Consider the following 21834-nt stretch of genomic DNA (forward strand, 5'->3'; position numbering starts at 1 on the left):
GAAAATAACAATTTCTAGATGACATCTTTATTTCCAAGCTTCAGCTCACCTTTACTTTGACAAGCCAGGGACGCTGATTTATTTGACATCCGCTAGCCCTTTTCTTCAGCATCTTCCTGCTATTCTTCAGGAATTCGCATCATTTCATTTTACCATATTTCAGGCTAATTCTTCAATTCCAAATGCAGTTCTTTGAGCTGTCTTTGGTCTACCAAACTCGGACTTTCCAGCATAGGGTCAAAGCCAGTACCATTTTTCGGAAAGGCGATGACTTGCCGGATATTTTCTTCCCCAGCCAAAATCATAACCAAGCGATCCAAGCCTAGAGCCAAGCCGCCGTGTGGTGGGAAGCCGTATTCTAAGGCTTCCAGGAAGAAACCAAAGTCCCGCTCATAGTCTTCCCGGCTCATGCCCAATAGCTCAAACATCGCTTCCTGAGCCTTCCTGTCATGAATCCGTAGACTCCCACCGCCGATTTCATAGCCATTCAAGACGATGTCGTAAGCGTGACTGCGGAATTGATCTGGCTCCTGACCTTCTTCAAAAATGCCCTGTGTGAAAGGATGGTGCATGGCTTGATAGCGGTTTTGGTCTTCATTCCACTCCAGCAGCGGCCAATCCACAACCCAGAGAAAATGAAGCAGACTCGGATCAATCAAATCTAAAGCTTTCGCGACTTCTATACGCAGATGTCCTAAAGCTTCCTGAGCCCGACGCTTCTTGGCCATGACTAGCAGTATGAGGTCTCCATCCTTGGCCTCAAAACGTGCTAGTAAATCCCGACTCTCAGCCTCAAAGGTGCTAGCCAAATCACCAACTAACTGACTATTTTCAACCTTGAGGCTGGCAAAACGACTGCAGCCAAATTCCTTCATTTCCTGATAGTAATGACTCAGTTGTTTCTTACTAAAAGCGCTAGCCGCATCCGGCACACAAATTCCCATCACTTCCTCTTGGCTATCCAAGGCTTTCTTGATGAGAAGAGAGTCATTGGACTGGCATAAATCCGTCAAATTCTTTAGCTCCAGACCAAAGCGCGTATCCGGCTTATCAGAGCCGAAGCGGCTCATAGCCTCTTCATAACTGATAGTCGGAAAAGCTTCTGTCAACTCTAAACCGTGAGTTTTCTTGACGACAGCCTTGAGCATAGCTTCAACCAGAGCTCGGATTTCTTCCTCGCTGGCAAAACTCAGCTCCAAGTCCACCTGGGTAAACTCTGGCTGGCGATCCCCCCGCAGGTCTTCGTCACGGAAACAACGAACAAGCTGATAATAGCGCTCGAGGCCAGCGCCCATCAGTAACTGCTTGAGCATCTGAGGGCTCTGAGGCAGCGCGTAGAATTGGTTTTTAAAGACCCGACTAGGCACCAAGAAATCCCTAGCTCCTTCAGGAGTTGACTTGGTCAGATAAGGCGTCTCCACTTCCAAAAAGTCCAAACGGTTCAAATATTCCCGAATGGTTGAGGTGACCTGGTGACGCAGTTTGAGGTTATGTGTCATCTTCTCACGCCGCAAGTCCAGGTAGCGGTATTTCTGACGCAGGTCTTCCCCTGTATGGGCATGCTGGTCCAGCTCAAAAGGCAGGGCCTTACTGCTAGCAATAACCTCAATCTTCTCTGCCCTCAGCTCAATCTGGCCAGACTTGATGGCCTTGTTGACAAAGCGCTCTTCCCGCTGAACCACTTGCCCCGTCACTGCAATGACATCCTCTTTGCCAATGTCTTCCAGCTTAGCAAAATCTTCAATCTCACCGCCAACGAAGACCTGAAGCAAGCCCTCGCGATCCCGCAATTCAATAAAGGCCAGCTTACCGTGATTGCGGATATTGGCCACCCAGCCAGTTGCGGTCATGGTCTGTCCGACCTGTTCTAAACCATAGTTTCCGATAAAAATTTCTTTCATGTTCTTTCCCTTTCAAAACAATTAGTAGCTCCGCCCTATTGTTCAGGATATTAGCTATATTTCCCCATCGTCTTCACTGGACCTACTGCAAAATAAAAAGCTTCCGTCTCTAAAACAGACGAAAGCCGTGGTACCACTGTTATTCGCCGCCCTAAAAGGCAGCCTCTGAACTCGTAACGTGAGCGACGTTTGTGCTTAATCACACAAAAGATTACGAAACATGTTCTTCGGTTTTTGCTTTCTTGGTACTGCTCTCAGCTATCAGCACTCTCTGTGCAAGTCAGCAAGCCTACTCTGCTTCTCTTTTACTCTTAAATTGTATCTATTATAGTCGAACCCAGAACATTTTGCAAGTGGTTTAAGGCAAATTTGTGATTTTCCTCTGACAGAGAAGCTACAGCTGGCTCTACCACCTGAATCTGATAACCAAGATTATAGGCATCAATCGCTGTATGCAAGACGCAAATATCCGTCAAGACCCCTGTCAAAATAACCGTATCTACCTTTCTTTCCCGCAGGCGGATATCTAAATCCGTACCAGAAAAAGCAGAATAATGTCGCTTATCCATCCAAAAGACCCGCGAATCTGCTTGATACTTGTCATAAAAATCAGCCAAAGGACCATAAAGATTGCGACCGCTAGTTCCTTTGATATTGTGAGGCGGAAACAGCTTGCTTTCTGGGTGAAAGGCATCATTCTCATCATGGGCATCAATAGCAAAGAAGATATAATCGCCTCTGTCAAAAGCTGCCTCAGTCACTTGAGCAATGGCTTCAGAAATTGCCTGAGCGGGCGCTCCTGCTGTCAACTTGCCCTCATCTGCGACAAAATCAACTGTATAATCAATGGAAATCAGTGCTTTAGCCATTAGTAGTCCCTCTTTTTAATTTCATCAAAGACATCCGGAATCAGGACTTTTAGATAAGTTCCCTTCATTCCCAGCGAGCGGCTTTCAATAATCCCTGCACTCTCCAGCTTACGCAAGGCATTAACAATCACTGAGCGGGTAATCCCGATACGGTCAGCAATGACAGATGCTGTCAGCTGGCCTTCATTGCCATTGAGCTCTCCCAAAATTGCTGAAACAGCTCTCAGTTCTGAGTAAGACAGAGTATTGACCGCCATGGTCACAGCTGTCCGGCGGCGGATATTTTTCTCATCCTCTTCCCGCTGGAAGTTAAGCAGCTGGATACCAACCACTGTGCTGGCAATCTCAACCAAAATCAGATCATCGTCCGCAAATTCCTTGTCATTGCGCCAGATAATCAATGAGCCCAAACGAATCCCTGAAACATGGATGGGAGCAATAGTAGTCAGGCCATCTGGAAAATCGTCCTTGGTCTCTACCGGAAAAATCGTCAAATCATGCGTAACCGGCAGATTAGCCTCCGTTTCATAAACCAGGTTGGCTTCTTGGACATACTCCTCTGGGAAATTCTTATCTTGGAAAAAAGCTTCTACGCGGTCATTATTGGTCTTATAGCGCATGAAATAGCCTAGAAGACGTCCCTTGCTATTGATAATGCAGGCATTGCAGTGGATAATATCAGCCAACTGGCGCGTAATAGCATTATAGGGCAAATCTTCCTGCATCTGCTCTTCCGAGCGTTTCAGAATAGACGTAATTTTTCGTGTTTTTTCTAGTAAATCGGCCATATTTTTACCTCATATTTATTAGCTTCATTGTAACATAAAAGCAGTGAAATTTCAATAATTATCTGAAAATTTTTTATTGAAAAACAATTACATACAATTCCATAAAATAAAGAATTTTTCAAGTATATGACTTGATATATCAAGCCATATTAAACAAAAAACAGTCAAGAATTTGACTGTTTTTGATTGCTTTTGTTCTTTCTAATCAAGAGAACGTTTCTTGTAGAATAATTTCATAGCCATGAGCAGAAGCATTTGGCCTGCAAAAATGAGCCAAGAAGAGTTTTCCCCTGTCTTAGGCAAGGCATGACCTGAAGCAGCTGCCTGCTTATGATTTCCAGGGCTAGCACTTCCAGCACTTCCAGCATTTCCAGTAGTTCCAAGAGCTGTATGCTGAGGATCTCCTGCTTGTCCAGTAAGCGGAGAGCGAGCGAAACGCTCCTCTGTGTGAGCCAAAACAGATTGGTAATAACGAATATCTTCTTCCTTATTTTGCTCAGCATATGTTTGAGCTAGCAAGTCGTATGTCGCCTTAGCTTGTGCTTGAACTGCAGTTAAAACTGCTACTTTTGCTTCTTGATCTGTTTGGGCTGTAAGAGCTGCTTGGTAAGCAGCCTGAACTGCGGCTAGTTTAGTTTTAGCTTGTTCCAAGTTTTCTTCTGCATTTTCAAGATTTGACAATGACTCTTTAGCCATTTGCAAAGCTGCTTCAGCATCTGTAACAGCTTTTTCAAGAGTAGTCTTTCTTTCTTTTGCTGCATTCAAAGCTGCGTCTAGCTGAGCCAACTTATCTGATTCAGTTTTTAGAGCTTCTTGAGCTGCGGCAACTGTCGCTTGAACAGCAGTCAGAGCTTCTTGGGCCTGAGTTAATTTTTCTGCTTTAGTCTTGTCATCCAAGTTTGAGTTTTGCAGGGCTACTTGTGCTACTGCTAAAGCCGCTTGATCAGCTGCCAACTTCTCTTGAGCTGCAGCAAGAGCTGCTTGAGCCTGAGCAGTTGCTGACTCACCTGCTTGAGCTTGGGCCTGAGCCAGTTGCTGGTTGGCTTGTTCTAGAGCTGCAGCCTTCCGATTGTAAGTGGTTTGAGCAACTCCTTTAGATGCCAGAGCCAGTTGATTAGCCTTGAAGGCAGCGTCATAGGCAGTTTGAGCCTGAGCTACTTCCTGCGGATCTACTTTTGCTGTTGCAGCTTTGCCTGTAATCGGGCTGTCATTGAAGTTCTTTTTGCTGGCATATTTGACCTGATCTTCTGACACCATAGTGAAATGAGCCATAGTGATGTCGCTTTCCATTGAGAAATCAACACCCAGATAGTTTTTCTGACGACCAGTATTGAGACCAGAGATAGATGTAGCATGCAGCCATTCATAGCCATTAAACATGAATTCAACAACGGAATCATAGATTCGTCTCTTCATTTCAGCCACACTCATTTGGCCAGCTTTTTCTCTCCAAATATAAGCGTTTTCATAATACTGGAGACCTTTGCTCTCTTGCTCAGCACTTGTGGTCATTAAACCATATTCACGCGCTACGCGGTTAATTGCTTTAGCATCGTGATGGTATTTCTCCATCAAATCCCAGTTCCAGTTGTCTTTGCGGTATTCTGTCGCCACCTTATCAGCGAAATCAATTGAAGACGGTGTCACAACTACTTCGCCTGTTCCCATCTGAGCACGCAACTGGTTGATGAGTTCTGAAGCAAACTGTGAAAGTTCCTGACGAACATTCTGTGGAATATTGTTGGTATCAATCAAAGCTTTGCTATCTGTAGGATCTGCTACATAACGATTGAGAGCCTTAGCACTGGCATTAAGTGCAGCCAGTCTATTTTGAATCTCATTAGTTTTTTGCTTTGATAAATTCGGTGCGATTAGCTCTCTCAAGGCTGCAATGTATTCCGGCGTCATAGACACACGGTTTTTATTGCTAGAAGCTTCAGTAGTAATTTTTCCAGCTTGAGCCTTTTGCAAAGCCTGTTGAGCTTGGTTCAAGTCTGACTGTGTCTTCTCAGTCGCAGCAGTTTTTTCCTGCAAGTTCTTTTGAGAAGCATCACGAGCCGTCTTAGCTTGAGTCTGGTTGGTCTGAGCTTTTGCAACCTCAGCCTGCTTCTGACTGTCAGTCTGACGAGCTGTAGCTACTTTTGCTTGAGCTGTTTCAACAGCAGACTGGTCAGCTGCCACCTTGTCTTGGGCTGCTTTCACATTTTTTTCTGCTTTAGCTGTAGCGTCCCCACTTAGGTTGGCCTGAGCTTCCTTCACGTCATTTTGAGCTTTAGCAAGACGTCCTTCTTGAGTTTTCGCTTGCTCTTGAGCTTCTTTAGTCTTGGCTGCCTGGGCATCGCGCTCAGCTTCAGCCGTCTTAGTTGCTTGGTCAGCTTTAGCCAATTCTGACTTGTTGCTGTCCACTTGAGCTTTTTGATTGCTCTCTTCTTGCTTAGCTGTTTCAATAGCTTCCGGACCAGCTTTATCAGCTGCCTCCTGTGCCCGGTTAGCTTCAGCTTGTGCTTGCTCGACCTGACTTTGAGCGGCAGCAGTATTTGCTTGAGCTTGAGCCAAATCAGCTTTCCCTTGTGCAACATTGCTGTCGGCTTCTTGTACAAGAGCCTGAGCAGCATCTACCTGTTCTTTCGAAACAGATTCATCCTTTTGTGTGTTTTCTGCCTGTGGTTGGCTTTGACTAACGGGCGCATCAGAATAAGACTGATTATCAACTAATTGATCAGCCTGAACTCCTTCTGCGAGCACCAAAGACAATGCCGCTGCACTGACAGAAAAAGCACTAAGTGTCTTTTTCATTGTCAATATAATCTCCTCCACTTTTTCATCATTGTTAAAAACATTGACAAACACATTCTACCATGTTTGTCTTCTGGAAGGAAGACGCTAACACATTTTTTTAAGCATTTTTGGACAGATACATAAAAAATGTTGGACAAAATCCTAAAAAATGTCGGTAAAACCACCTATAATTTTTACCAATCGACCTCAAATTCAATTTCCAGAGCATCTTAATTTTTTTATTTTTGCAATTCAAAGACAGCCATAAAACTAAAAAATATGTAAGATTGATAAGAAAAAGGCCGGAACTTTGTCCAGCCTTTTTGTAGCATCCGCTTATTAACGGCGATATTGGCGCAAGAAGCGCGTCATTTTTTCTTGGATTTGAGCTAACTCATCTACTCGAGGCAGATAAACGATTCGGAAATGATCTGGGTCCTTCCAGTTAAAGCCTCGTCCATGGACGAGAAGGACTTTTTCCTGCTTGAGGAAATTGAGCACAAACTGCTCATCATCGTCGATATGATACATGTTCCGGTCAATTTTCGGGAAAATATAGAGACCAGCTTTAGGTTTTACAGCTGACAGTCCCGGGATGTCCTGAATAGCCTGATAGATGAAATTACGCTGCTCATAGATACGACCACCTGGCAAAAGCAGTTCATCCACAGATTGGTGACCGCCAAGTGAGGTTTGGACGACTTGCTGAGCCAAGACATTGGAGCACAGGCGCATGTTGGAGAGCATGTTTAACCCTTCGATATACCCCTTAACATGGTGCTTAGGTCCAGATAATACCATCCAGCCAACACGGAAGCCTGCGATTCGGTGCGACTTAGAAAGACCATTCATACTGACACAGAAGATATCAGGAGCCAGACTAGCTACAGACGTATGGACATTGCCGTCCATCACCATGCGGTCATAAATTTCATCCGCAAAGATAATGAGATTGTTCTGGCGAGCAATTTCCACAATTTCCAGCAGCAGTTCCTTAGGGTAAAGTGCTCCTGTTGGATTATTAGGGTTGATGATAATGATAGCTTTGGTATTAGATGTGATTTTTGACTTGATATCGTCAATATCTGGATACCATTCTGACTGCTCATCACAAACATAGTGAACAGCATTCCCACCAGCCAGACTGACTGCAGCCGTCCAGAGTGGGTAGTCTGGCATCGGTACCAGCACCTCGTCCCCGTCATCCAGCAATCCCTGCATGGACATGACAATCAGCTCGCTGACACCATTTCCCAGATAAATGTCATCAATATCTACATTAGGAAAATTCTTAAGCTGGCAATATTGCATAATGGCCTTACGGGCTGAAAAAATTCCCTTGGAGTCAGAGTAGCCCTCACTGTCACGCGCATTCATAATCAAATCATGAATGACCTCATCCGGAGCGGTAAAACCAAATTCAGCCGGATTCCCTGTATTGAGGCGGAGAATCTTTTCACCATTGGCCCGCATGCGCATAGCTTCATCCAAAACCGGACCGCGAATATCATAGGCAACATGTTCCAGCTTGCTGGACTTGTCAAATTCTTTCATTCTTATTTTTCCTCTATTCATCAGAATGTTATCATTATACCACCAGAAAAAGCGATTGACAACAAAAAAATAAGCTCACTTTTCACGCGATTATGAAGCGATTTATAAGATAAAGAGCACTATTCCTTTTCTAACCCCTCAAAGTAAAGGAATCTTTTTCTGCTTGCAATTTTCTGACAGCATTTCCATTTTATCTTTACTTTTTTTCTGAAAAGGGTTACAATAGAAACAAGAAAATAGTTGCAAATCACTCGGACGTTATGGACTGATTGATTTTTGGTCAGCCCAATCATTCTGTGAATGATGCGACGTCCTTTGCCGACCATTTTAGAGGAGGTAGCTCTATGACTCAGAAATATGAAAACATTATGGTTGCTGTGGATGGTTCTCACGAATCCGAACTAGCTTTTGAAAAAGGTGTTAACGTAGCTCTCCGAAACGGCTCTCGTCTCACTATCGCCCACGTCATTGACACCCGGGCTTTGCAAAGTGTCTCAACCTTTGATGCAGATGTCTACGAGGACTTGCAGGAAGATGCCAAAAAGCTGACAGCTGAGTTGAAAGAAAAGGCTCAAAAATCCGGTATCAAATATGTTGACATTGTCATTGAGATGGGCAATCCTAAGACTCTCTTGGCTACAGATATCCCAGAAGAGCACAAGGTAGATCTGATTATGGTTGGTGCTACCGGTCTCAATGCCTTTGAACGGCTGCTAGTCGGTTCTTCCTCCGAATATATCCTGCGCCACGCCAAGGTTGACTTGCTGGTGGTCAGAGACCCAGAAAAGACTTTATAAAAACTAGAGCAGTTCAATGACTGCTCTAGTTTTTCGTTTATGCGAGGTATTTTTATCTATCTTAATCTGTATTCCATTTCTGAAGACTTCGTTTACATTTTGCAAATATTTTTTAGAATTAGACTGTAAATTATTAAATTGATTTCCATGTTTGAAAAAATAATTTATATACTCACCACCCATTTTCGTGATAAAATTTATCAACTATCCCCAGTCGTAATCAGAAATAGCTGAACTATTTTTTGTTTCTCTTAAGTCAATCCCTAATTTTCTTAATGCGGCTAAGGACATATGCTCCAAACAAATTGGACCTAAAACTGAATCTTCCATCGAAAGTCTGACTGAAATTTCTTTTAGTTTATTTATAACATCAACATCACAGATATCACTATCAACGACTTCTCTTATTATGTGATAAGACACAATTGGATTTAAATCTATATTATTTATTAAATCATTATTTTTATAGGCTTTAGTTTTAATTTTTTTAAGAATATTCACCATTAAATTATTTTGTTACTGTTCCAGCAAATAATCAGCAATTGTTTTCGTTGAATCTGATATGACTTCATTAACTGTTTTTCTTGTTCCAAAGTCGTTATGCCAATAATGAATATCTGATAAACCACCGCGTGGTGGAAAAAGTTCTTGATAAAGAGTAAATTTTTCCCTTGTACTTAGCTCGTCATTGGTATTCAAAGATTTTTTTAAATATTTTAAATCCTCTACTTGCGGATGAACGTTTTTAATCTTATATCTGTCAATTATTGATAACAAATCATCAATTGCTTTTAAAACTGTTTCTAACATACTAATATTTTCCTGTCCTAGAGTCATATTCAAAACGTTTTTACTCGAAGTTAGGATCGTGTTTGCTTAACAAATCTACGAGACGAAAAGGGCAAGGAAAGCATCCTACCCTAAAATTCTTTATACTATATCAATCTTCTAAAATCACAGGAAAAATATCTTCCCCTCTATGCATTTTTTCTTCCATTTCTTTCCACTCTAAAACCAATTTATATAGTTCATCAGTTGAAATAAAGCAAGGTTCCCCAAGACTTTCATCATCCATTTGATAGTATACTTCTGTTTCTTCTTTACCTATATCAATATTTAGCATATTACCGCCAAAGTCTGATTCTTCTTTTTGACCAGTAACAACTGCCTCTAATTCTTTTTGAATATGGGTGTAAAAATTATGAACCTCAGAATTTAAAAAGTCTGACAATGATTGAAATTTTTGATCAGTAAACTTCAAAATTAACATTATATCATTTTCTTCATTTCCAAAAACCAAAACTGAATATGTTCTCTCCATTAACCTTACCTCTAAACTCATTTTACTCCATTGGGAATGCTGATATAATCTTTCCATCAGATTCTCTTATATACATTCCAATCTTTAATCCATTATGACTTTTTCCAATGTATGTGTTTCCATAAGCTAAAACTTTATTAGAATATGCCTCATTAATGGTATCTACAGATTCTCTGCGAGCTTACTTCGATAATAGATTTCAGCAGCACCGGATAACTTCATATCATTGACAGCCTTGTCTATAGCATGTTCTTGTGGTGTCCGACAATCACTCTTTGAAACAGTCTGAATCTCTTGAGCCTTCATCTTAGCAGACCAACTCATATCTATGCCATCAGTAGAGTAATTACCCTCACTGCCTACCAATACCTGACTAAGCTGCGTCGCTCCTTGAATAGCTAAACCCAAAACCTGCAGACTATCTGTGAAATAGCGGCTAATCAGCTCTAAACTTAGAGGAAAAGGGCAAAAGATTTATCTCGCCCTTTCACTTTTTACGACAACAAACACATATATATCTATTTATCGGGATTTTTTTATCTTTACAGACTGAACTAGGGGAATTTAAAACCTAACTGAATAGATTGTCTTTGTTAGTAGTTTGTATTTAACGAAGTTCTGCCCGTACTTCCATCAGAATTTTCCCCAGCATATTTTTTCCTGTACCATCGCCACCATCAGCCCAGTAGCTATCATTTTTCGTATGTTCAATGATGATACTATCTCCAGTCTCTAATAAATCTTCCATAATTACTGTGTTTTGACGGAATTTCTCACGAACAGCATAACGCATAATATCATCCTTGACATCTTCCCAGTCCTTTCGTAACGGATTATGGCGATTGCGTCCCTCCAAAGCAGCATCCATAGGTGACTCCAGCAGGCGAATTTTTTCCTGAATTTCTGGAACCAAGAATTTCTGAGCCTGGAAATAATGTTCCGATGTAGGCCAGATTTTATTTCCATCCGAAAAAGGATAAGGAGCAAAATTGGACATATAACCGTAAGCATCGTTTACCTTATAGAATTTAATTTCCTTCATTCTCTTCCTCCAATCCGAAATCAGCTAGTGTTTTATCCTTCTCCTCCAGAAGTTTTTCCACATAATCAGGTTCTATCTCTAAAAACAGTTTCAAAGTATCATGAATTCGCCAATAATTATCTTCTGGCTTATCCATAATAACAGATAGAAAGTGCTTTAGGTAAGGGATATATTCAGAAAAGCCATTATCTTCAACTAGATAGTAAAAATATGAAAGATCATAATAACCTTTTTCCGCCTGCTCTATAATTTTGCAGACATAAGGGAATATGTCTTGCCTTGCTTTATCACCATTGCCAATATCTGATTGATTAGCCCAATAGCTAGTAAGAGCATCTAATATAATTCGATTTGTATCATCATAACTATATAGCCGATGAGGAATGTAGCCTTCCAATTTCCCTTCAACAAACATCTGAGTCAACACATCAAAACCTTCTTTCAGCCCCCAAATAGTTAAAAGCCTAGAAGCTTTATAGCGCAAAAAATCATCATCGCTAGATAATAAAGAGATAAGTTTGTTAATCGTTTCTTCTGGCACATCTTCTAAGTCAACTTCTTCAAGCAAGTCTGCGTAGTCTACACCATTAGGGACTTTGTAAAATAGATTATCAAGTTCTTCTCTAGTCATTTTTTCTCCTTATTCAAAAGTAAAATATTCGGGTGGAATACTTCCTTTTATCAATACTTCCCCATCACGTTTAGTATTGAATAAATCTTTTTTAGCATCATTTAGCCTTCTCGTATTTATATCATTTGGATTTTTATTATATCTCACTTGTGCTTGGACAACTCGTTTTTGCAAATGGTCAACTATTTCTTGGTGTGTTATAACTTCTACGTTTTTAAGTTTTCCTGTCTCAATATCATGCTGAATTTGCTTGGAATCAATCCTTATCCTATCTGATCCATAATTTTTGGGAGTTGTACTGAATTCTGGATCTGTTGTTGAAATATAAGGTGTACGATCAGAATTACCACCTCGTATTTGAGAATGGATAGGAAGATCTCCCTCAGGATTTACTGACACTAGATAACCATCCTCATTGATATAAGCTTTAGGGTTTCCTTTATAATTTCGAGTATCATAGAAATTGTTATCGTTTCGAGTTACAAAATCCGGAACAGTTTTTTCAGTAAAAGCTCTAGTATTCACTTTAGCAGCCGGCACCACGCTCTGAGTCCTTACCGCATCCTTAATCTGATAATACTCATTAATCTGGGTATCAGCCCTTTGTATTTGTAAATCCTTATTATAAGCCCGAGTACTCCAAGCTGCTGCACTTACCATTAGGAAGTCATAACCCGCTTTTATACTCGGTGCGTACCTGGTATAGTTTGTGGCATAATTCAGGAGTTCCTCATCAGCCTCTTTGCCTGTGACTGGATCAAGGCCCATTTCAGCGATATACTCAAAACGTTTTTGCTCGAAGTTAGGATCGTGTTTGCTTAACAAATCAATGATACGAAAAGGGCAAGGAAAGCATCCTACCCTAAATTCTTTATACTAGATTAATCTTCTAAAATCACAGGAAAAGTATCTTCCCCTCTGTGCATTTTTTCTTCCATTTATTTTCATAAGCAAAATCCTGTGATTTTAAAGTTTCACTAACAATTTTTTTGAATTCTGCTTTGTTCATTTGTAGGCGGAATCTAAATATTCCTTTACTGTCAAAGGAAGTCTTCGTTTTAAGTGAGGATACATTTCCAAATAGTCATCAATCCCTTTCTCAAAGGCTGGTTTAATAAACTTCTCTGTATTCTCTGAAAGACTTTCCTTCGTCAGATCAGATAGTTTATAATCTCCAAGCATTTTGTCGTTATCATTGTAAACAAAGCGACCTCCAAAATCTCCAAAGCCATGACTCAACTTCTCTAATTTTTCATGAAGCTTTTTTATAAAAAAGCCGTAATTGATATAAAAAGAGTTCTCAAAGTTAGATTTTTGAAAGCCAACAAATACCTTTAAATCAGTATTTTCAAATGTATAATATTTATTTTCATAAGCAAAATTTTGTGATTTCAAAGTTTCGCCAACAATTTTTTTGAATTCTGTATTATTCATTAAAAATTAGAAGCCCAGATATTCTTTCACACGTTTTTTACAAAGAAACTTGAAGTGAGGGTACAACTCAAAATAGTTTGCTAGTCCATCATCAAAGGCAGGATGAATCAACATTTTGATATTACTATTAATAGAAGCCACTAAACTTTCTGAGGTTATCTTCTCTAGATTATAGCTATCTAGGTTCTGATAAACAAATCTACCACCAAAGTCTTCCAAACCTTGTTTATATAGAGGTAATTTCCCATCATAAATGCCTTTGATTAAAAAGCCGTAATTGATATAGAAAGAGTTCTCAAAGTTAGATTTTTGAAAGCCAATAAATACCTTTAAATCAGTATTTTCAAATGTATAATATTTATTTTCATAAGCAAAACTATGTGATTTCAAAATTTCGCCAACAATTTTTTTGAATTCTGTTTTGTTCATAATTTACCTCTTTATTAGTAAGTATCTAAGACACCCTTATCTTTCATAAATACAATTCACTCAACAAGACTTTAAAAATTGTGAGAAAGGCTCAGGAATTAAAATAGCTTCTGAAAACAAAACTGGAACATATTTTTCTGGATTTCTAAAAACCACTTCCTGATAAGTATTATCTTTTTTCCATTCAATACGGTCGTATTCAATTTGCTCATCGCTAGAATTAATAATAATAAGTATATTCTCTCTCAATCCAATTGAGATAATATCATTCAATAAAGCAATGTTATAATTTTTCTTTAGGCAAAAGTATGAAAATATTCTACTCACTATTGCATCTTCTTCTAAAAATGATTGTAGTAATTCAATTAAATCTATTTTATCCATCTTAATTTCCTTTATTTTTGTAATGGAATTCTAACAATTTCCCCATTATAGGTAGTCTTCAAATATGGCTTTCCATGTATATTATCTGTCGCATTCTCATATCCATAATTTAATTGCCATGAATTTCCTTTACCGTCATAATATCTCACTCCATCGCCCCTTTTCAAAGGCGCTTTCCTATAACCTTGAAGTTCATTGTCTAAAAAAGCTTCAACACTTTTAATATTCGCGTTATCAAAGCTATCTATATCATTCAAATTAAACTTCAAATTATTGGAAACTTCTACGCCTCCAGTGTTTATAGCAGGAGCATCAGTATTCCCTCCTGGATTAATCTCCGACACCATCGACTGACTTCCCATAATTGTCTTAGTTTCAACTTTCGGCAATTCTAGTGTCCAATTCTTTGATGGAAGTTGAGGACCAAAAACTGTCTGACTACTTACGATTGGATTCCTTAACTCACCTGCAAAATTTGTATCAATTCCATAAACAGGCTTCCCATTGTAGACTTGATGCCCCACATAAGATCCAACCATCATATCTGTCCAAGCAACCGTATCTGGAATAGCTTTGACCCATCCGTAGTTTTTTGCTGTGATGATTTCAGCTTCTGTAGCCGGTTCATTAGTACTTGGATTTTTTCCTGTTTCAAGAATATATTTATTCCGCTTTGCAGCGTAATCTGGATCACGCCAATCAATCGGTTCAGCGTTCATTAATTGGTTGAAGCGAACATAACTATAATCTTTCTTTGCTTTTTCCTCATCTGACATGAAGATATAGTCAAATTCGATACTTATTCTTCCACGTAAAAATTCTGGATACTTATCCGCTAGCTCAACTAACGACATACCATCTACTTCTTCTTTATCAGATGCTAGAAGATTTGCCTTCATTTTTTTTGAACTTTCACTTTCAATATATATCGCACCTCCCCCTGCTCTCAAATACTGATATCGAGAATAAATATAATTAATTTGTTCTGCAGTCAAATCGGCTCTTTGAGGAAAATTATAACCAGTATTGAGATAGCTTTCGTACTCACTGATAAGTTTACCGTACCGCTCTTCCATCTCGGAAAATGACAATTCGTCAATATATTTCACGAAAGACTGTTGACTCTTCGTCTCCTCTATTCTCTCCTGCCGCTTAGTCCATCCGGTATTGATGGTACCTTTCCAGCTGAGATCAGCATCTCGGCGAGGAGGAAGATAAGTCTGAGTAGATGCATCCCAGCTCTGTGCTGCCTGAGACAGGCCAGTAGATGCGGCTACTAAATAAGTCTCTGCTTCCACGAAGATAGTTGGCGAACTCTCATTAAAAGCAAGCAAATTATCCAAAATTTCTTGAAAGACTTGCCTAGCACTTTCTGCAACAGCGATGGAAGCACTGAAATCCACAATAGACATACCTTTATTATTTGCATAGAGTTGCGATTTGCGTTCCAACTCTGCCAGTTGCTGTTCTGCAAAACGAATTTTCTCTTCCAGTTCTGATTGGCGCCAGCTCTTGCCGTCTACTTCTGCCGTGTAGTTACTAACAAAATTTTGACAAGCTACGGCTATCGCTTCCTGATAGAGAATGACTCCCTGAACAATCGGGATGACCGTTCCGACAACATGATTTTTGGCAGAATCATACGCTTTACCTTTTAGTTCATCCTCATTATGAAAAGCTGATAAAACGCTTATTAGTTTAAGATTCTGCCCCAAACATTGTTCAACCGCTCGACCAAGGCTTTCAGCCTGCGTTCGCGCAGCTTCTAGATACATATCAATACTCATCTTTACTCCTCGCTAGCTAAAGTACACTTCTCTTTGTAGACTTCCTCTAGTTGATTTTCTGCGTTTTGATGATCTTTCCGCAGTTTTTGTATCTGATCCTCTATATCAAGCTTTAGCTGTCTGCTTCGATGAGAAAAATCTAGCTGACAATCTGCTATCTTACTGTAATATCGGCTTCCTTCGAAATCATAAGACAGATCATGAAACCACGTCCCCATAGAATCCAACTGACATAATACATCTTCTTCTTGAGCTTTTGCCTGTCCCAACTTTTGATAGAGTTCCCATTCATGATCAGCAAGCCTCCGCTCCTTGGCCAACAAGGCAGTCCATCGCTTATCTTCCTGCATTGATTATTCCTCCAAAGCAGTCAAGGTACTCAGACCTAAATCTTTTTTAGTGACTGTCGGTTCCTTTTTAGGCGGTAAATAGTTAGTAGTCAGACTTTGACGAATCATAGCATCCTTATCCTCAAACTCTGCTGCTACACTATGAACATTCTGAATAATACTTGTAATGTGTGCCCCGAGCTGCCCTTGTAGGTTCTCAACATTTGAAATCCCTGCATTTGCATTAGAATTTCCAGCAACAGTTGTCTGCGAATCTCGAGTAATAGCCATCATCTGCAGGAAATTTGCATCTCCGATTGCCGTCGCATGTCGGGCTGCTGTTGATAGGTCGCTCTTAACTTGGTATTGATCCATCCGTCCTCTCCTCTACATTTTTTTCTTATTGTACCATAAAATAAAAAAAGAGCAAAAAATTTCCAAGAAACAGTCTGCTCTTAAAGTATTTATTCTTTGTTTTCTTCTTTCTGCTCTAAGGTACGCTGGTAGGCCTGAATCTGTCGTTCCAGTTCTTCTTTGATAGCTCCTTCGGGAGCGTATTTTTCTTCCCAATCATCTGGTTTGAGAATTTTATGGGTAACGGGGTCAAAGTGAGCTTTTCCATCTGGGAAAATTTTGCCCATATTAGCCCGATGGACAATATCGAACAGCTGCTCTGGATCCACTCCCATCAGGACAAAACTGCCATAAGTGAAGTATAGAGTATCAATCAAGGCATCCACCTGACCGACTAGAGAAACCTCAGCCTGACTCTTGGAGCGAACCTTGTCGGCAGCCTTGTCAAGAGCCTGATGGAGATAGGCTACAGAGCTATCAAAGTCTTCCTCTGAGTTACTAGCTGCTCGCAGAAACTCGACCAGCTCTTCTAGCTTGAAGCCTGCCCGATAGCGAGCGTCCTGAGGCGACCAAGCAATTGGCTCTTCCTGAGTGCTTTCATCCATAACACTATGGAACTCTTTAACCTTATTAAAGTGATGGTCGCTGCTGGTAAAGACCTTTTCCCTCGCTAAGATGCCAAAATGCTCCAGAGCCTTATGAATCCCATCCTGACTATTGCTACTAGTTGTGTGCTTGGCCACTTCCTTGACCGAGCTGGTTCCATTTCCCATAGCAATGGAAAGACCAACTCCTGATAACATTTCCAAGTCATTGTCAGAGTCACCGAAGGCCATGACCTGATGAATGTCAAAGCCATATTCCTTGCCTACTCGGCGAATCCCCTCTAGCTTAGACGTGTCTTTATTGATAATATCGACCGCATAGGGGCTACTGCGGGTAAATTTCAAATCAGGAAAGTCTGCTTCAATCTTACGGCTTTCTTCCGGGCTGGCCAAAATCAATGCTTGGTAAATCGGCTCTTGTATCAGCTGTAGAAGATCCTTTTCATGCTGGGGCAAGGCCTTGCTGATGACCTTATTAAATCCATGACTGACTGTTCGCGCCATTCGCTTAGGGATGAAGCGGCTAGTCCACTGGGAGAAAGGGCTCATGCCGAAGGACATAATCTTGGAGCCCAGCATAGCCTCAGCCGTCCCCAAGGAAATTTCTTTCCGATGCTTCTTAGCATAGGCGATTAAATTCCGCAAACTCTGCTTGTCAATAGGACTGGCAGAAATTACCCTGTCTCTTGAAAAAATGTATTGGCCATTATAGGTCACAGCAAAGTCTAAGTCCAATTGCTCCATAAAAGGTTTGACAAAGAAAGGACCGCGGCCGGTTGCCAAACCGACTAATATTCCTTGCTCCTTTAAACTCTGAATAGCCTTTTCTGTAGATTTCAAAACCGTTCGACTGTCATTGACCAGTGTCCCATCAATATCAAAAAAGACGGCCTTTACTTCCATTGATTTTCTCATTCTTTCCTTTTATGATACAATAAATTATAACACAAAAATGACATACAATCACATGAATTGCAGAAAAGAAAAGCTGGAGTAATACCTATGCAACAGGATTGAAAACTCTATGAAAACAGAATGTAAGTTTTCGAATCTGCATCATGACTACAAGGAGAAAAAGGATTTATGACAAAGAAAATCTTGGTCCTGCACACAGGAGGAACCATTTCCATGCAGGCTGACGGCTCTGGGGCTGTCGTTACCAATGCTGATAACCCTATGAACCATGTGACTGTTCCGCTTGAGGGGATTGAGACGGAAGCCGTTGACTTTTTTAATATTCCCAGTCCTCATATCACGCCCCAGCACATGCTCAAACTTTACCAGAAAATCAAAGCCAGTGCTGACCAATTTGACGGAGTAGTCATTACTCATGGGACAGACACTTTAGAAGAGACGGCTTACTTTCTGGATACTATGCAGCTGCCAAAGATTCCGGTCGTTCTGACAGGAGCTATGCGCAGTTCCAATGAGCTGGGGAGTGACGGAGTCTATAACTACCTGACAGCCCTGCGGGTAGCTAGTGATGAAAAAGCCAGTGATAAAGGCGTGCTTGTCGTTATGAATGATGAGGCACATGCTGCCAAGTATGTAACCAAAACCCACACGACCAATGTCAGCACCTTCCAAACGCCGACTCACGGACCGCTTGGCTTGATTATGAAGCAGGAAATTCTCTACTTTAAAACAGCAGAGCCTCGGGTCCGCTTTGACTTGAACAGCATTTCTGGTCTGGTGCCCATCATTCCAGCTTATGCCGGTATGAAGACAGATCTTCTGGACATGCTGGATTTAGACAAGATAGACGGCCTCATCATAGAAGCATTCGGTGCTGGCAACCTCCCCAAGGAAGTAGCTGACAAGCTGGCTGATATGATAGCAGCCGGACTGCCAATCGCTCTGGTCTCTCGCTGCTTCAACGGGATTGCTGAGCCAGTCTATGCTTATGAAGGAGGTGGCGTTCAACTGCACCAGGCTGGTATCTTCTTCGTCAAGGAGCTCAATGCCCAAAAAGCCAGAATCAAACTGCTCATCGCCCTGAATGCTGGACTCAAAGGTCAAGAACTCCGAGATTATATGGAAGGCTGAGAGAAAAAGTTCCTATTTATGTTTTTTAAATCAAAAAGTGCTAAGACTGCTTAGCACTTTTTTGACTCTTTCGTATTCTAAAGCTGGGCAAACTTCATTGAATCGCTGGACTTAGAAGATAACCTCAAACAGAGACTCTAGAATTTCAAAAATATAATCACTTACCATAGGTCACCTCCATTTTCTGAGCTTGCTTAAATGTCTTCGGATAGTGGACTTTGATTGTAACTTTCATAACTTTTACCTCGCTTATCATTCATTCTTTAAGAGCAAAAACGAATCTCTTGGAGTGTTTGACCTCAAGTTTGGTCCCTAATCTTTTTGTTCTTACTTGGATATAAGGATACAGCCCTAAACTTAAGAATCTCTTATAGATTTCTTAGGGAAAGCTTATAGTCAAAGAAATCCGGCAGCAATCCCTATCTACTATTTGAAACGAACAAGTCTTTTCAACCAAATACAAAAAAAACTTCACCGATTGGGTGAAGCTTGTGATTTGTTAGGAGATTTATGATGAAAAAATTCTAAATTATTCTTATTCTTTGAGTGGCTCATACCTCGCAGGTCTTCTAATCTTCAAGCTTTGGTTACAGGATTTTAAGGGATGTTTACATTGTCATTGGTCCTACCTCCTTCTTTGATATGACAATAGTATAATCCCTCAAACTTAAAGCCTACTTATAAATAACTTGCAGGAAACTTAATCCAAAGAACTCTTAATCTAGGTAATCTTTCTTGTCCAAATGAAGAGCAATCAAGTGCCAATTAGGATCTGTCCGCCAGTTCGGATCAGCTGTAATCTGGCTGGCAACCTTTCTGGCTTCTTCTAAAATCGGATAATCTTCTACGATGTCTGCCACTTGAAACTCAGGAATACCAGACTGCCGAGTGCCAAAGATTTCTCCAGAGCCTCGCATTTTCAGATCCTCCTCAGCCAGCAGGAAACCGTCGGTCGTCTCAGTCATGATTTTCATGCGGCGCTTGCCCGACTCCGTCTTAGGATTGGCAACAAGGACGGCATAAGACTGCTTGCTCCCTCGGCCAACACGGCCTCTTAGCTGATGAAGCTGGCTGAGTCCAAAGCGGTCCGCATCCATGATGACCATCACCGTAGCATTAGGGACGTTGACTCCGACCTCAATGACCGTGGTAGAGACCAGAATATCAGTCTGTCCTTCCTTGAAGTCCTGCATAATCGCCTCTTTTTCCTCACTCTTCATCTTGCCATGAAGCAGAGCCACTTTGGCCTGCTGTTCAAAATAGGCTGTCAGTTCTTCTTCTAAGGCAATGGCATTCTTAAGATCCAGCGCTTCTGATTCCTCAATCAAAGGAGAAATAAAGTAGACCTGAGCGCCCTTGTGGAGCTCTTTTTTCAGCCAGTCCAGGACGACTTCCAGCTGCTCATGCTTGACCCAGCGGGTGATAATAGGCTTGCGTCCCGCAGGCATCTGGTCAATAATAGATACATCCATATCACCAAATGCTGTAATTGCAAGGGTTCTGGGAATAGGCGTCGCCGTCATCATGAGGACATCAGGATTGTCTCCCTTTTCCCGTAAAATCCGGCGCTGCTCCACCCCAAAGCGATGCTGCTCGTCAATAATGACCAAGCCCAATGCATGGTAACGGACTCCTTCCTGAATCAGGGCATGGGTTCCGACAATCATGTCCACCTGACCGTTTTCAATCGCTGCCAAGGTTTCTCTGCGTTCTGTTGCTTTCATCCCACCAGTTAGCAGGGCCAGATTCAATTCTGGAAATAGCTGAGCTAGGCTGTCAAAATGCTGCTCAGCCAAAATTTCTGTTGGAACCATCAGAGCTGACTGAAAGCCAGCTGTATAAACAGCATACATAGCCAGACCAGCGACTACTGTCTTTCCGCTTCCCACATCGCCCTGCAGCAGGCGATTCATGTGGCCAGGCGATCGCAAATCCTGCAAAATCTCTGTCAGACTGCGCTCCTGAGCTGAAGTCAGTTCAAAAGGTAAGCTCTTCTTTTTCTCGGCCACAGCATCCAACTGCCAATCAATCTTCAATCCATTGCTGACAGCCTTGGTTTCTCTCTTTAAGACCTGCAGCTGCATTTGGAAATAAAAGAGTTCTTCAAATTTGACCCGCCTCAAAGCCTGCTTGTAGTCCGCCAAATCCTTTGGAAAATGCATAGCCCGCACAGCCTCAACTCTGCTCACTAGCTGGTAGCGTTCCAACAGGGGCTGGGGCAGATTTTCCTCTAAGAGCAAGTCCAGTCCTTGGTCAAAGGCAGTCTTAATCAGCTTGACCAGACTGGCCTGACTAATTCCCTGAGCCAGCCGATAGACAGGCTGCAAGTCGTCCTCTACCTGAGCCAGCAGTTTCATGCCAGTCAGACTGGCCTTGGCTTTGTCCCACTTGCCAAAGACGGCTATATTCGCTCCTACTTCAATCTTGTCCGCCAGATAAGGCTGGTTAAAGAAATTAACTGCCAGAGCGACTTCTCCCTGCTTGATGGTAAAGCGCAGGCGGTTGCGTTTGTAGCCGTAATACTGGACATTGGCCGGGGTTACGACCTGACCAGAAACAACCGCCTTTTCTCCATCCTCCAAGTCTAGGACATTCTTACTCTTAAAATCCTCATAACGAAAAGGAAAATAAAGCAGTAAATCCTGCAAGGTCTCTAGACCCAGCTTAGCAAATTTTTCTGCTGATTTCGGTCCCACACCAGGCAGAACCGTCAAAGGTTGGTGTAAATTCATAATTCCTCTTTCAGTTCTGATACTGCTGCGATGCTGGCATCACAGACAGGGTG

General features: G+C 41.4%; 23 protein-coding genes. 2 read left to right on the forward strand and 21 right to left on the reverse strand.

All coding sequences use genetic code 11. The annotated features are described in order from the left end of the window. Positions 1 to 164 precede the first annotated feature (164 nt). The 5 genes from aspS to J1C91_RS08895 all read right to left on the reverse strand — a co-directional run bounded on the left by aspS (position 165) and on the right by J1C91_RS08895 (position 7890). Positions 165 to 1901, reverse strand: a complete 1737-nt coding sequence (gene aspS, locus J1C91_RS08875) for an aspartate--tRNA ligase (RefSeq protein ID WP_002910426.1) — start codon at positions 1899 to 1901, stop codon at positions 165 to 167. Between the two features lie 311 nt (positions 1902 to 2212). Continuing rightward, the gene (locus tag J1C91_RS08880; RefSeq protein ID WP_002910427.1) at positions 2213 to 2770 is read right to left on the reverse strand and encodes a cysteine hydrolase family protein; all 558 of its coding nucleotides are present in this window, start codon (positions 2768 to 2770) and stop codon (positions 2213 to 2215) included. Continuing rightward, a complete protein-coding gene (codY, locus tag J1C91_RS08885) occupies positions 2770 to 3558 on the reverse strand; it encodes a GTP-sensing pleiotropic transcriptional regulator CodY (RefSeq protein WP_002896308.1) in 789 nt (262 codons plus the stop codon). Before codY ends, J1C91_RS08880 begins: the two co-directional genes overlap by 1 nt. 201 nt (positions 3559 to 3759) lie before the next feature. Beyond that, complete coding sequence (locus J1C91_RS08890) at positions 3760 to 6354, reverse strand: SEC10/PgrA surface exclusion domain-containing protein (protein WP_080556583.1); 2595 nt, start codon at positions 6352 to 6354, stop codon at positions 3760 to 3762. A 321-nt stretch (positions 6355 to 6675) separates the two neighbouring features. Further along, the gene (locus J1C91_RS08895; RefSeq protein ID WP_032912518.1) at positions 6676 to 7890 is read right to left on the reverse strand and encodes a pyridoxal phosphate-dependent aminotransferase; all 1215 of its coding nucleotides are present in this window, start codon (positions 7888 to 7890) and stop codon (positions 6676 to 6678) included. Between the two features lie 344 nt (positions 7891 to 8234). On the opposite strand from J1C91_RS08895, the gene J1C91_RS08900 reads away from it, so the two are divergent. Continuing rightward, positions 8235 to 8687, forward strand: a complete 453-nt coding sequence (locus J1C91_RS08900) for a universal stress protein (protein WP_002896311.1) — start codon at positions 8235 to 8237, stop codon at positions 8685 to 8687. 204 nt (positions 8688 to 8891) lie between these two features. Here the strand turns inward: J1C91_RS08900 and J1C91_RS08905 are convergent, their stop codons facing one another. The 15 genes from J1C91_RS08905 to J1C91_RS08975 form a co-directional block, all read right to left on the reverse strand. Next, entirely contained in the window at positions 8892 to 9191 is a 300-nt protein-coding gene (locus tag J1C91_RS08905) for a hypothetical protein (protein ID WP_002910434.1), read from the reverse strand. 12 nt (positions 9192 to 9203) lie between these two features. Next, on the reverse strand, positions 9204 to 9497 hold the full coding sequence (locus J1C91_RS08910) for a hypothetical protein (protein WP_032912520.1): 294 nt from the start codon (positions 9495 to 9497) through the stop codon (positions 9204 to 9206). 130 nt (positions 9498 to 9627) lie between these two features. After that, positions 9628 to 10008: a hypothetical protein gene (locus tag J1C91_RS08915; RefSeq protein ID WP_125342768.1), complete on the reverse strand. Its 381-nt coding sequence runs from the start codon at positions 10006 to 10008 to the stop codon at positions 9628 to 9630. 22 nt (positions 10009 to 10030) lie between these two features. Next, a complete protein-coding gene (locus tag J1C91_RS08920; protein ID WP_080556616.1) occupies positions 10031 to 10165 on the reverse strand; it encodes an EndoU domain-containing protein in 135 nt (44 codons plus the stop codon). A gap of 5 nt (positions 10166 to 10170) precedes the next feature. Continuing rightward, complete coding sequence (locus J1C91_RS08925; protein WP_002910442.1) at positions 10171 to 10416, reverse strand: hypothetical protein; 246 nt, start codon at positions 10414 to 10416, stop codon at positions 10171 to 10173. 199 nt (positions 10417 to 10615) lie between these two features. Beyond that, positions 10616 to 11050 (reverse strand): NADAR family protein, encoded by a 435-nt coding sequence (locus tag J1C91_RS08930; protein WP_002910445.1) that lies wholly within the window; start codon positions 11048 to 11050, stop codon positions 10616 to 10618. After that, positions 11037 to 11681 carry a hypothetical protein gene (locus tag J1C91_RS08935; protein ID WP_125438311.1) on the reverse strand — a complete coding sequence of 215 codons (645 nt, stop codon included), beginning with the start codon at positions 11679 to 11681 and terminating at the stop codon, positions 11037 to 11039. The genes J1C91_RS08930 and J1C91_RS08935 overlap by 14 nt, the downstream gene beginning before the upstream one ends. A 9-nt stretch (positions 11682 to 11690) precedes the next feature. Further along, the gene (locus J1C91_RS08940) at positions 11691 to 12506 is read right to left on the reverse strand and encodes a hypothetical protein (RefSeq protein ID WP_002910448.1); all 816 of its coding nucleotides are present in this window, start codon (positions 12504 to 12506) and stop codon (positions 11691 to 11693) included. Between the two features lie 180 nt (positions 12507 to 12686). Then, complete coding sequence (locus tag J1C91_RS08945) at positions 12687 to 13115, reverse strand: DUF4304 domain-containing protein (protein WP_002898143.1); 429 nt, start codon at positions 13113 to 13115, stop codon at positions 12687 to 12689. A 6-nt stretch (positions 13116 to 13121) separates the two neighbouring features. Beyond that, positions 13122 to 13544 carry a DUF4304 domain-containing protein gene (locus J1C91_RS08950; RefSeq protein WP_002910450.1) on the reverse strand — a complete coding sequence of 141 codons (423 nt, stop codon included), beginning with the start codon at positions 13542 to 13544 and terminating at the stop codon, positions 13122 to 13124. A 60-nt stretch (positions 13545 to 13604) separates the two neighbouring features. Beyond that, on the reverse strand, positions 13605 to 13928 hold the full coding sequence (locus tag J1C91_RS08955) for a hypothetical protein (RefSeq protein ID WP_002898147.1): 324 nt from the start codon (positions 13926 to 13928) through the stop codon (positions 13605 to 13607). Between the two features lie 11 nt (positions 13929 to 13939). Further along, positions 13940 to 15715 (reverse strand): hypothetical protein, encoded by a 1776-nt coding sequence (locus J1C91_RS08960; protein ID WP_125445301.1) that lies wholly within the window; start codon positions 15713 to 15715, stop codon positions 13940 to 13942. A gap of 2 nt (positions 15716 to 15717) precedes the next feature. Continuing rightward, positions 15718 to 16065 carry a DUF3958 family protein gene (locus tag J1C91_RS08965; RefSeq protein ID WP_125438317.1) on the reverse strand — a complete coding sequence of 116 codons (348 nt, stop codon included), beginning with the start codon at positions 16063 to 16065 and terminating at the stop codon, positions 15718 to 15720. A gap of 3 nt (positions 16066 to 16068) precedes the next feature. Then, entirely contained in the window at positions 16069 to 16419 is a 351-nt protein-coding gene (locus J1C91_RS08970) for a TIGR04197 family type VII secretion effector (RefSeq protein WP_125438320.1), read from the reverse strand. An 89-nt stretch (positions 16420 to 16508) separates the two neighbouring features. Further along, positions 16509 to 17906: a Cof-type HAD-IIB family hydrolase gene (locus J1C91_RS08975; protein WP_125438559.1), complete on the reverse strand. Its 1398-nt coding sequence runs from the start codon at positions 17904 to 17906 to the stop codon at positions 16509 to 16511. 180 nt (positions 17907 to 18086) lie between these two features. Between J1C91_RS08975 and J1C91_RS08980 the strand changes: the two genes are divergently transcribed. Next, positions 18087 to 19049: an asparaginase gene (locus tag J1C91_RS08980; RefSeq protein WP_125435120.1), complete on the forward strand. Its 963-nt coding sequence runs from the start codon at positions 18087 to 18089 to the stop codon at positions 19047 to 19049. A 716-nt stretch (positions 19050 to 19765) separates the two neighbouring features. Here the strand turns inward: J1C91_RS08980 and recG are convergent. Further along, positions 19766 to 21781 carry an ATP-dependent DNA helicase RecG gene (recG, locus tag J1C91_RS08985; protein ID WP_125435118.1) on the reverse strand — a complete coding sequence of 672 codons (2016 nt, stop codon included), beginning with the start codon at positions 21779 to 21781 and terminating at the stop codon, positions 19766 to 19768. Between the last annotated feature and the right edge of the window lie 53 nt (positions 21782 to 21834).

The organism is Streptococcus sanguinis (assembly GCF_050222175.1).
In the GTDB taxonomy this organism is placed as follows: domain Bacteria; phylum Bacillota; class Bacilli; order Lactobacillales; family Streptococcaceae; genus Streptococcus; species Streptococcus sanguinis_M.

Bases quoted from the DNA above. Each gene is read 5' to 3' on its own strand.
- J1C91_RS08935 (WP_125438311.1), bottom strand. From the start codon at position 11,681: ATGACTAGAGAAGAACTTGATAATCTATTTTACAAAGTCCCTAATGGT.
- J1C91_RS08945 (WP_002898143.1), bottom strand. From the start codon at position 13,115: ATGAATAATACAGAATTCAAAAAAATTGTTGGCGAAACTTTGAAATCA.
- codY (WP_002896308.1), bottom strand. From the start codon at position 3,558: ATGGCCGATTTACTAGAAAAAACACGAAAAATTACGTCTATTCTGAAA.
- J1C91_RS08980 (WP_125435120.1), top strand. From the start codon at position 18,087: ATGACAAAGAAAATCTTGGTCCTGCACACAGGAGGAACCATTTCCATG.
- J1C91_RS08960 (WP_125445301.1), bottom strand. From the start codon at position 15,715: ATGAGTATTGATATGTATCTAGAAGCTGCGCGAACGCAGGCTGAAAGC.
- J1C91_RS08970 (WP_125438320.1), bottom strand. From the start codon at position 16,419: ATGGATCAATACCAAGTTAAGAGCGACCTATCAACAGCAGCCCGACAT.
- J1C91_RS08950 (WP_002910450.1), bottom strand. From the start codon at position 13,544: ATGAACAAAACAGAATTCAAAAAAATTGTTGGCGAAATTTTGAAATCA.
- aspS (WP_002910426.1), bottom strand. From the start codon at position 1,901: ATGAAAGAAATTTTTATCGGAAACTATGGTTTAGAACAGGTCGGACAG.
- recG (WP_125435118.1), bottom strand. From the start codon at position 21,781: ATGAATTTACACCAACCTTTGACGGTTCTGCCTGGTGTGGGACCGAAA.
- J1C91_RS08910 (WP_032912520.1), bottom strand. From the start codon at position 9,497: ATGTTAGAAACAGTTTTAAAAGCAATTGATGATTTGTTATCAATAATT.
- J1C91_RS08900 (WP_002896311.1), top strand. From the start codon at position 8,235: ATGACTCAGAAATATGAAAACATTATGGTTGCTGTGGATGGTTCTCAC.
- J1C91_RS08915 (WP_125342768.1), bottom strand. From the start codon at position 10,008: ATGGAGAGAACATATTCAGTTTTGGTTTTTGGAAATGAAGAAAATGAT.
- J1C91_RS08930 (WP_002910445.1), bottom strand. From the start codon at position 11,050: ATGAAGGAAATTAAATTCTATAAGGTAAACGATGCTTACGGTTATATG.
- J1C91_RS08890 (WP_080556583.1), bottom strand. From the start codon at position 6,354: ATGAAAAAGACACTTAGTGCTTTTTCTGTCAGTGCAGCGGCATTGTCT.
- J1C91_RS08895 (WP_032912518.1), bottom strand. From the start codon at position 7,890: ATGAAAGAATTTGACAAGTCCAGCAAGCTGGAACATGTTGCCTATGAT.
- J1C91_RS08965 (WP_125438317.1), bottom strand. From the start codon at position 16,065: ATGCAGGAAGATAAGCGATGGACTGCCTTGTTGGCCAAGGAGCGGAGG.
- J1C91_RS08905 (WP_002910434.1), bottom strand. From the start codon at position 9,191: ATGGTGAATATTCTTAAAAAAATTAAAACTAAAGCCTATAAAAATAAT.
- J1C91_RS08955 (WP_002898147.1), bottom strand. From the start codon at position 13,928: ATGGATAAAATAGATTTAATTGAATTACTACAATCATTTTTAGAAGAA.
- J1C91_RS08880 (WP_002910427.1), bottom strand. From the start codon at position 2,770: ATGGCTAAAGCACTGATTTCCATTGATTATACAGTTGATTTTGTCGCA.
- J1C91_RS08975 (WP_125438559.1), bottom strand. From the start codon at position 17,906: ATGGAAGTAAAGGCCGTCTTTTTTGATATTGATGGGACACTGGTCAAT.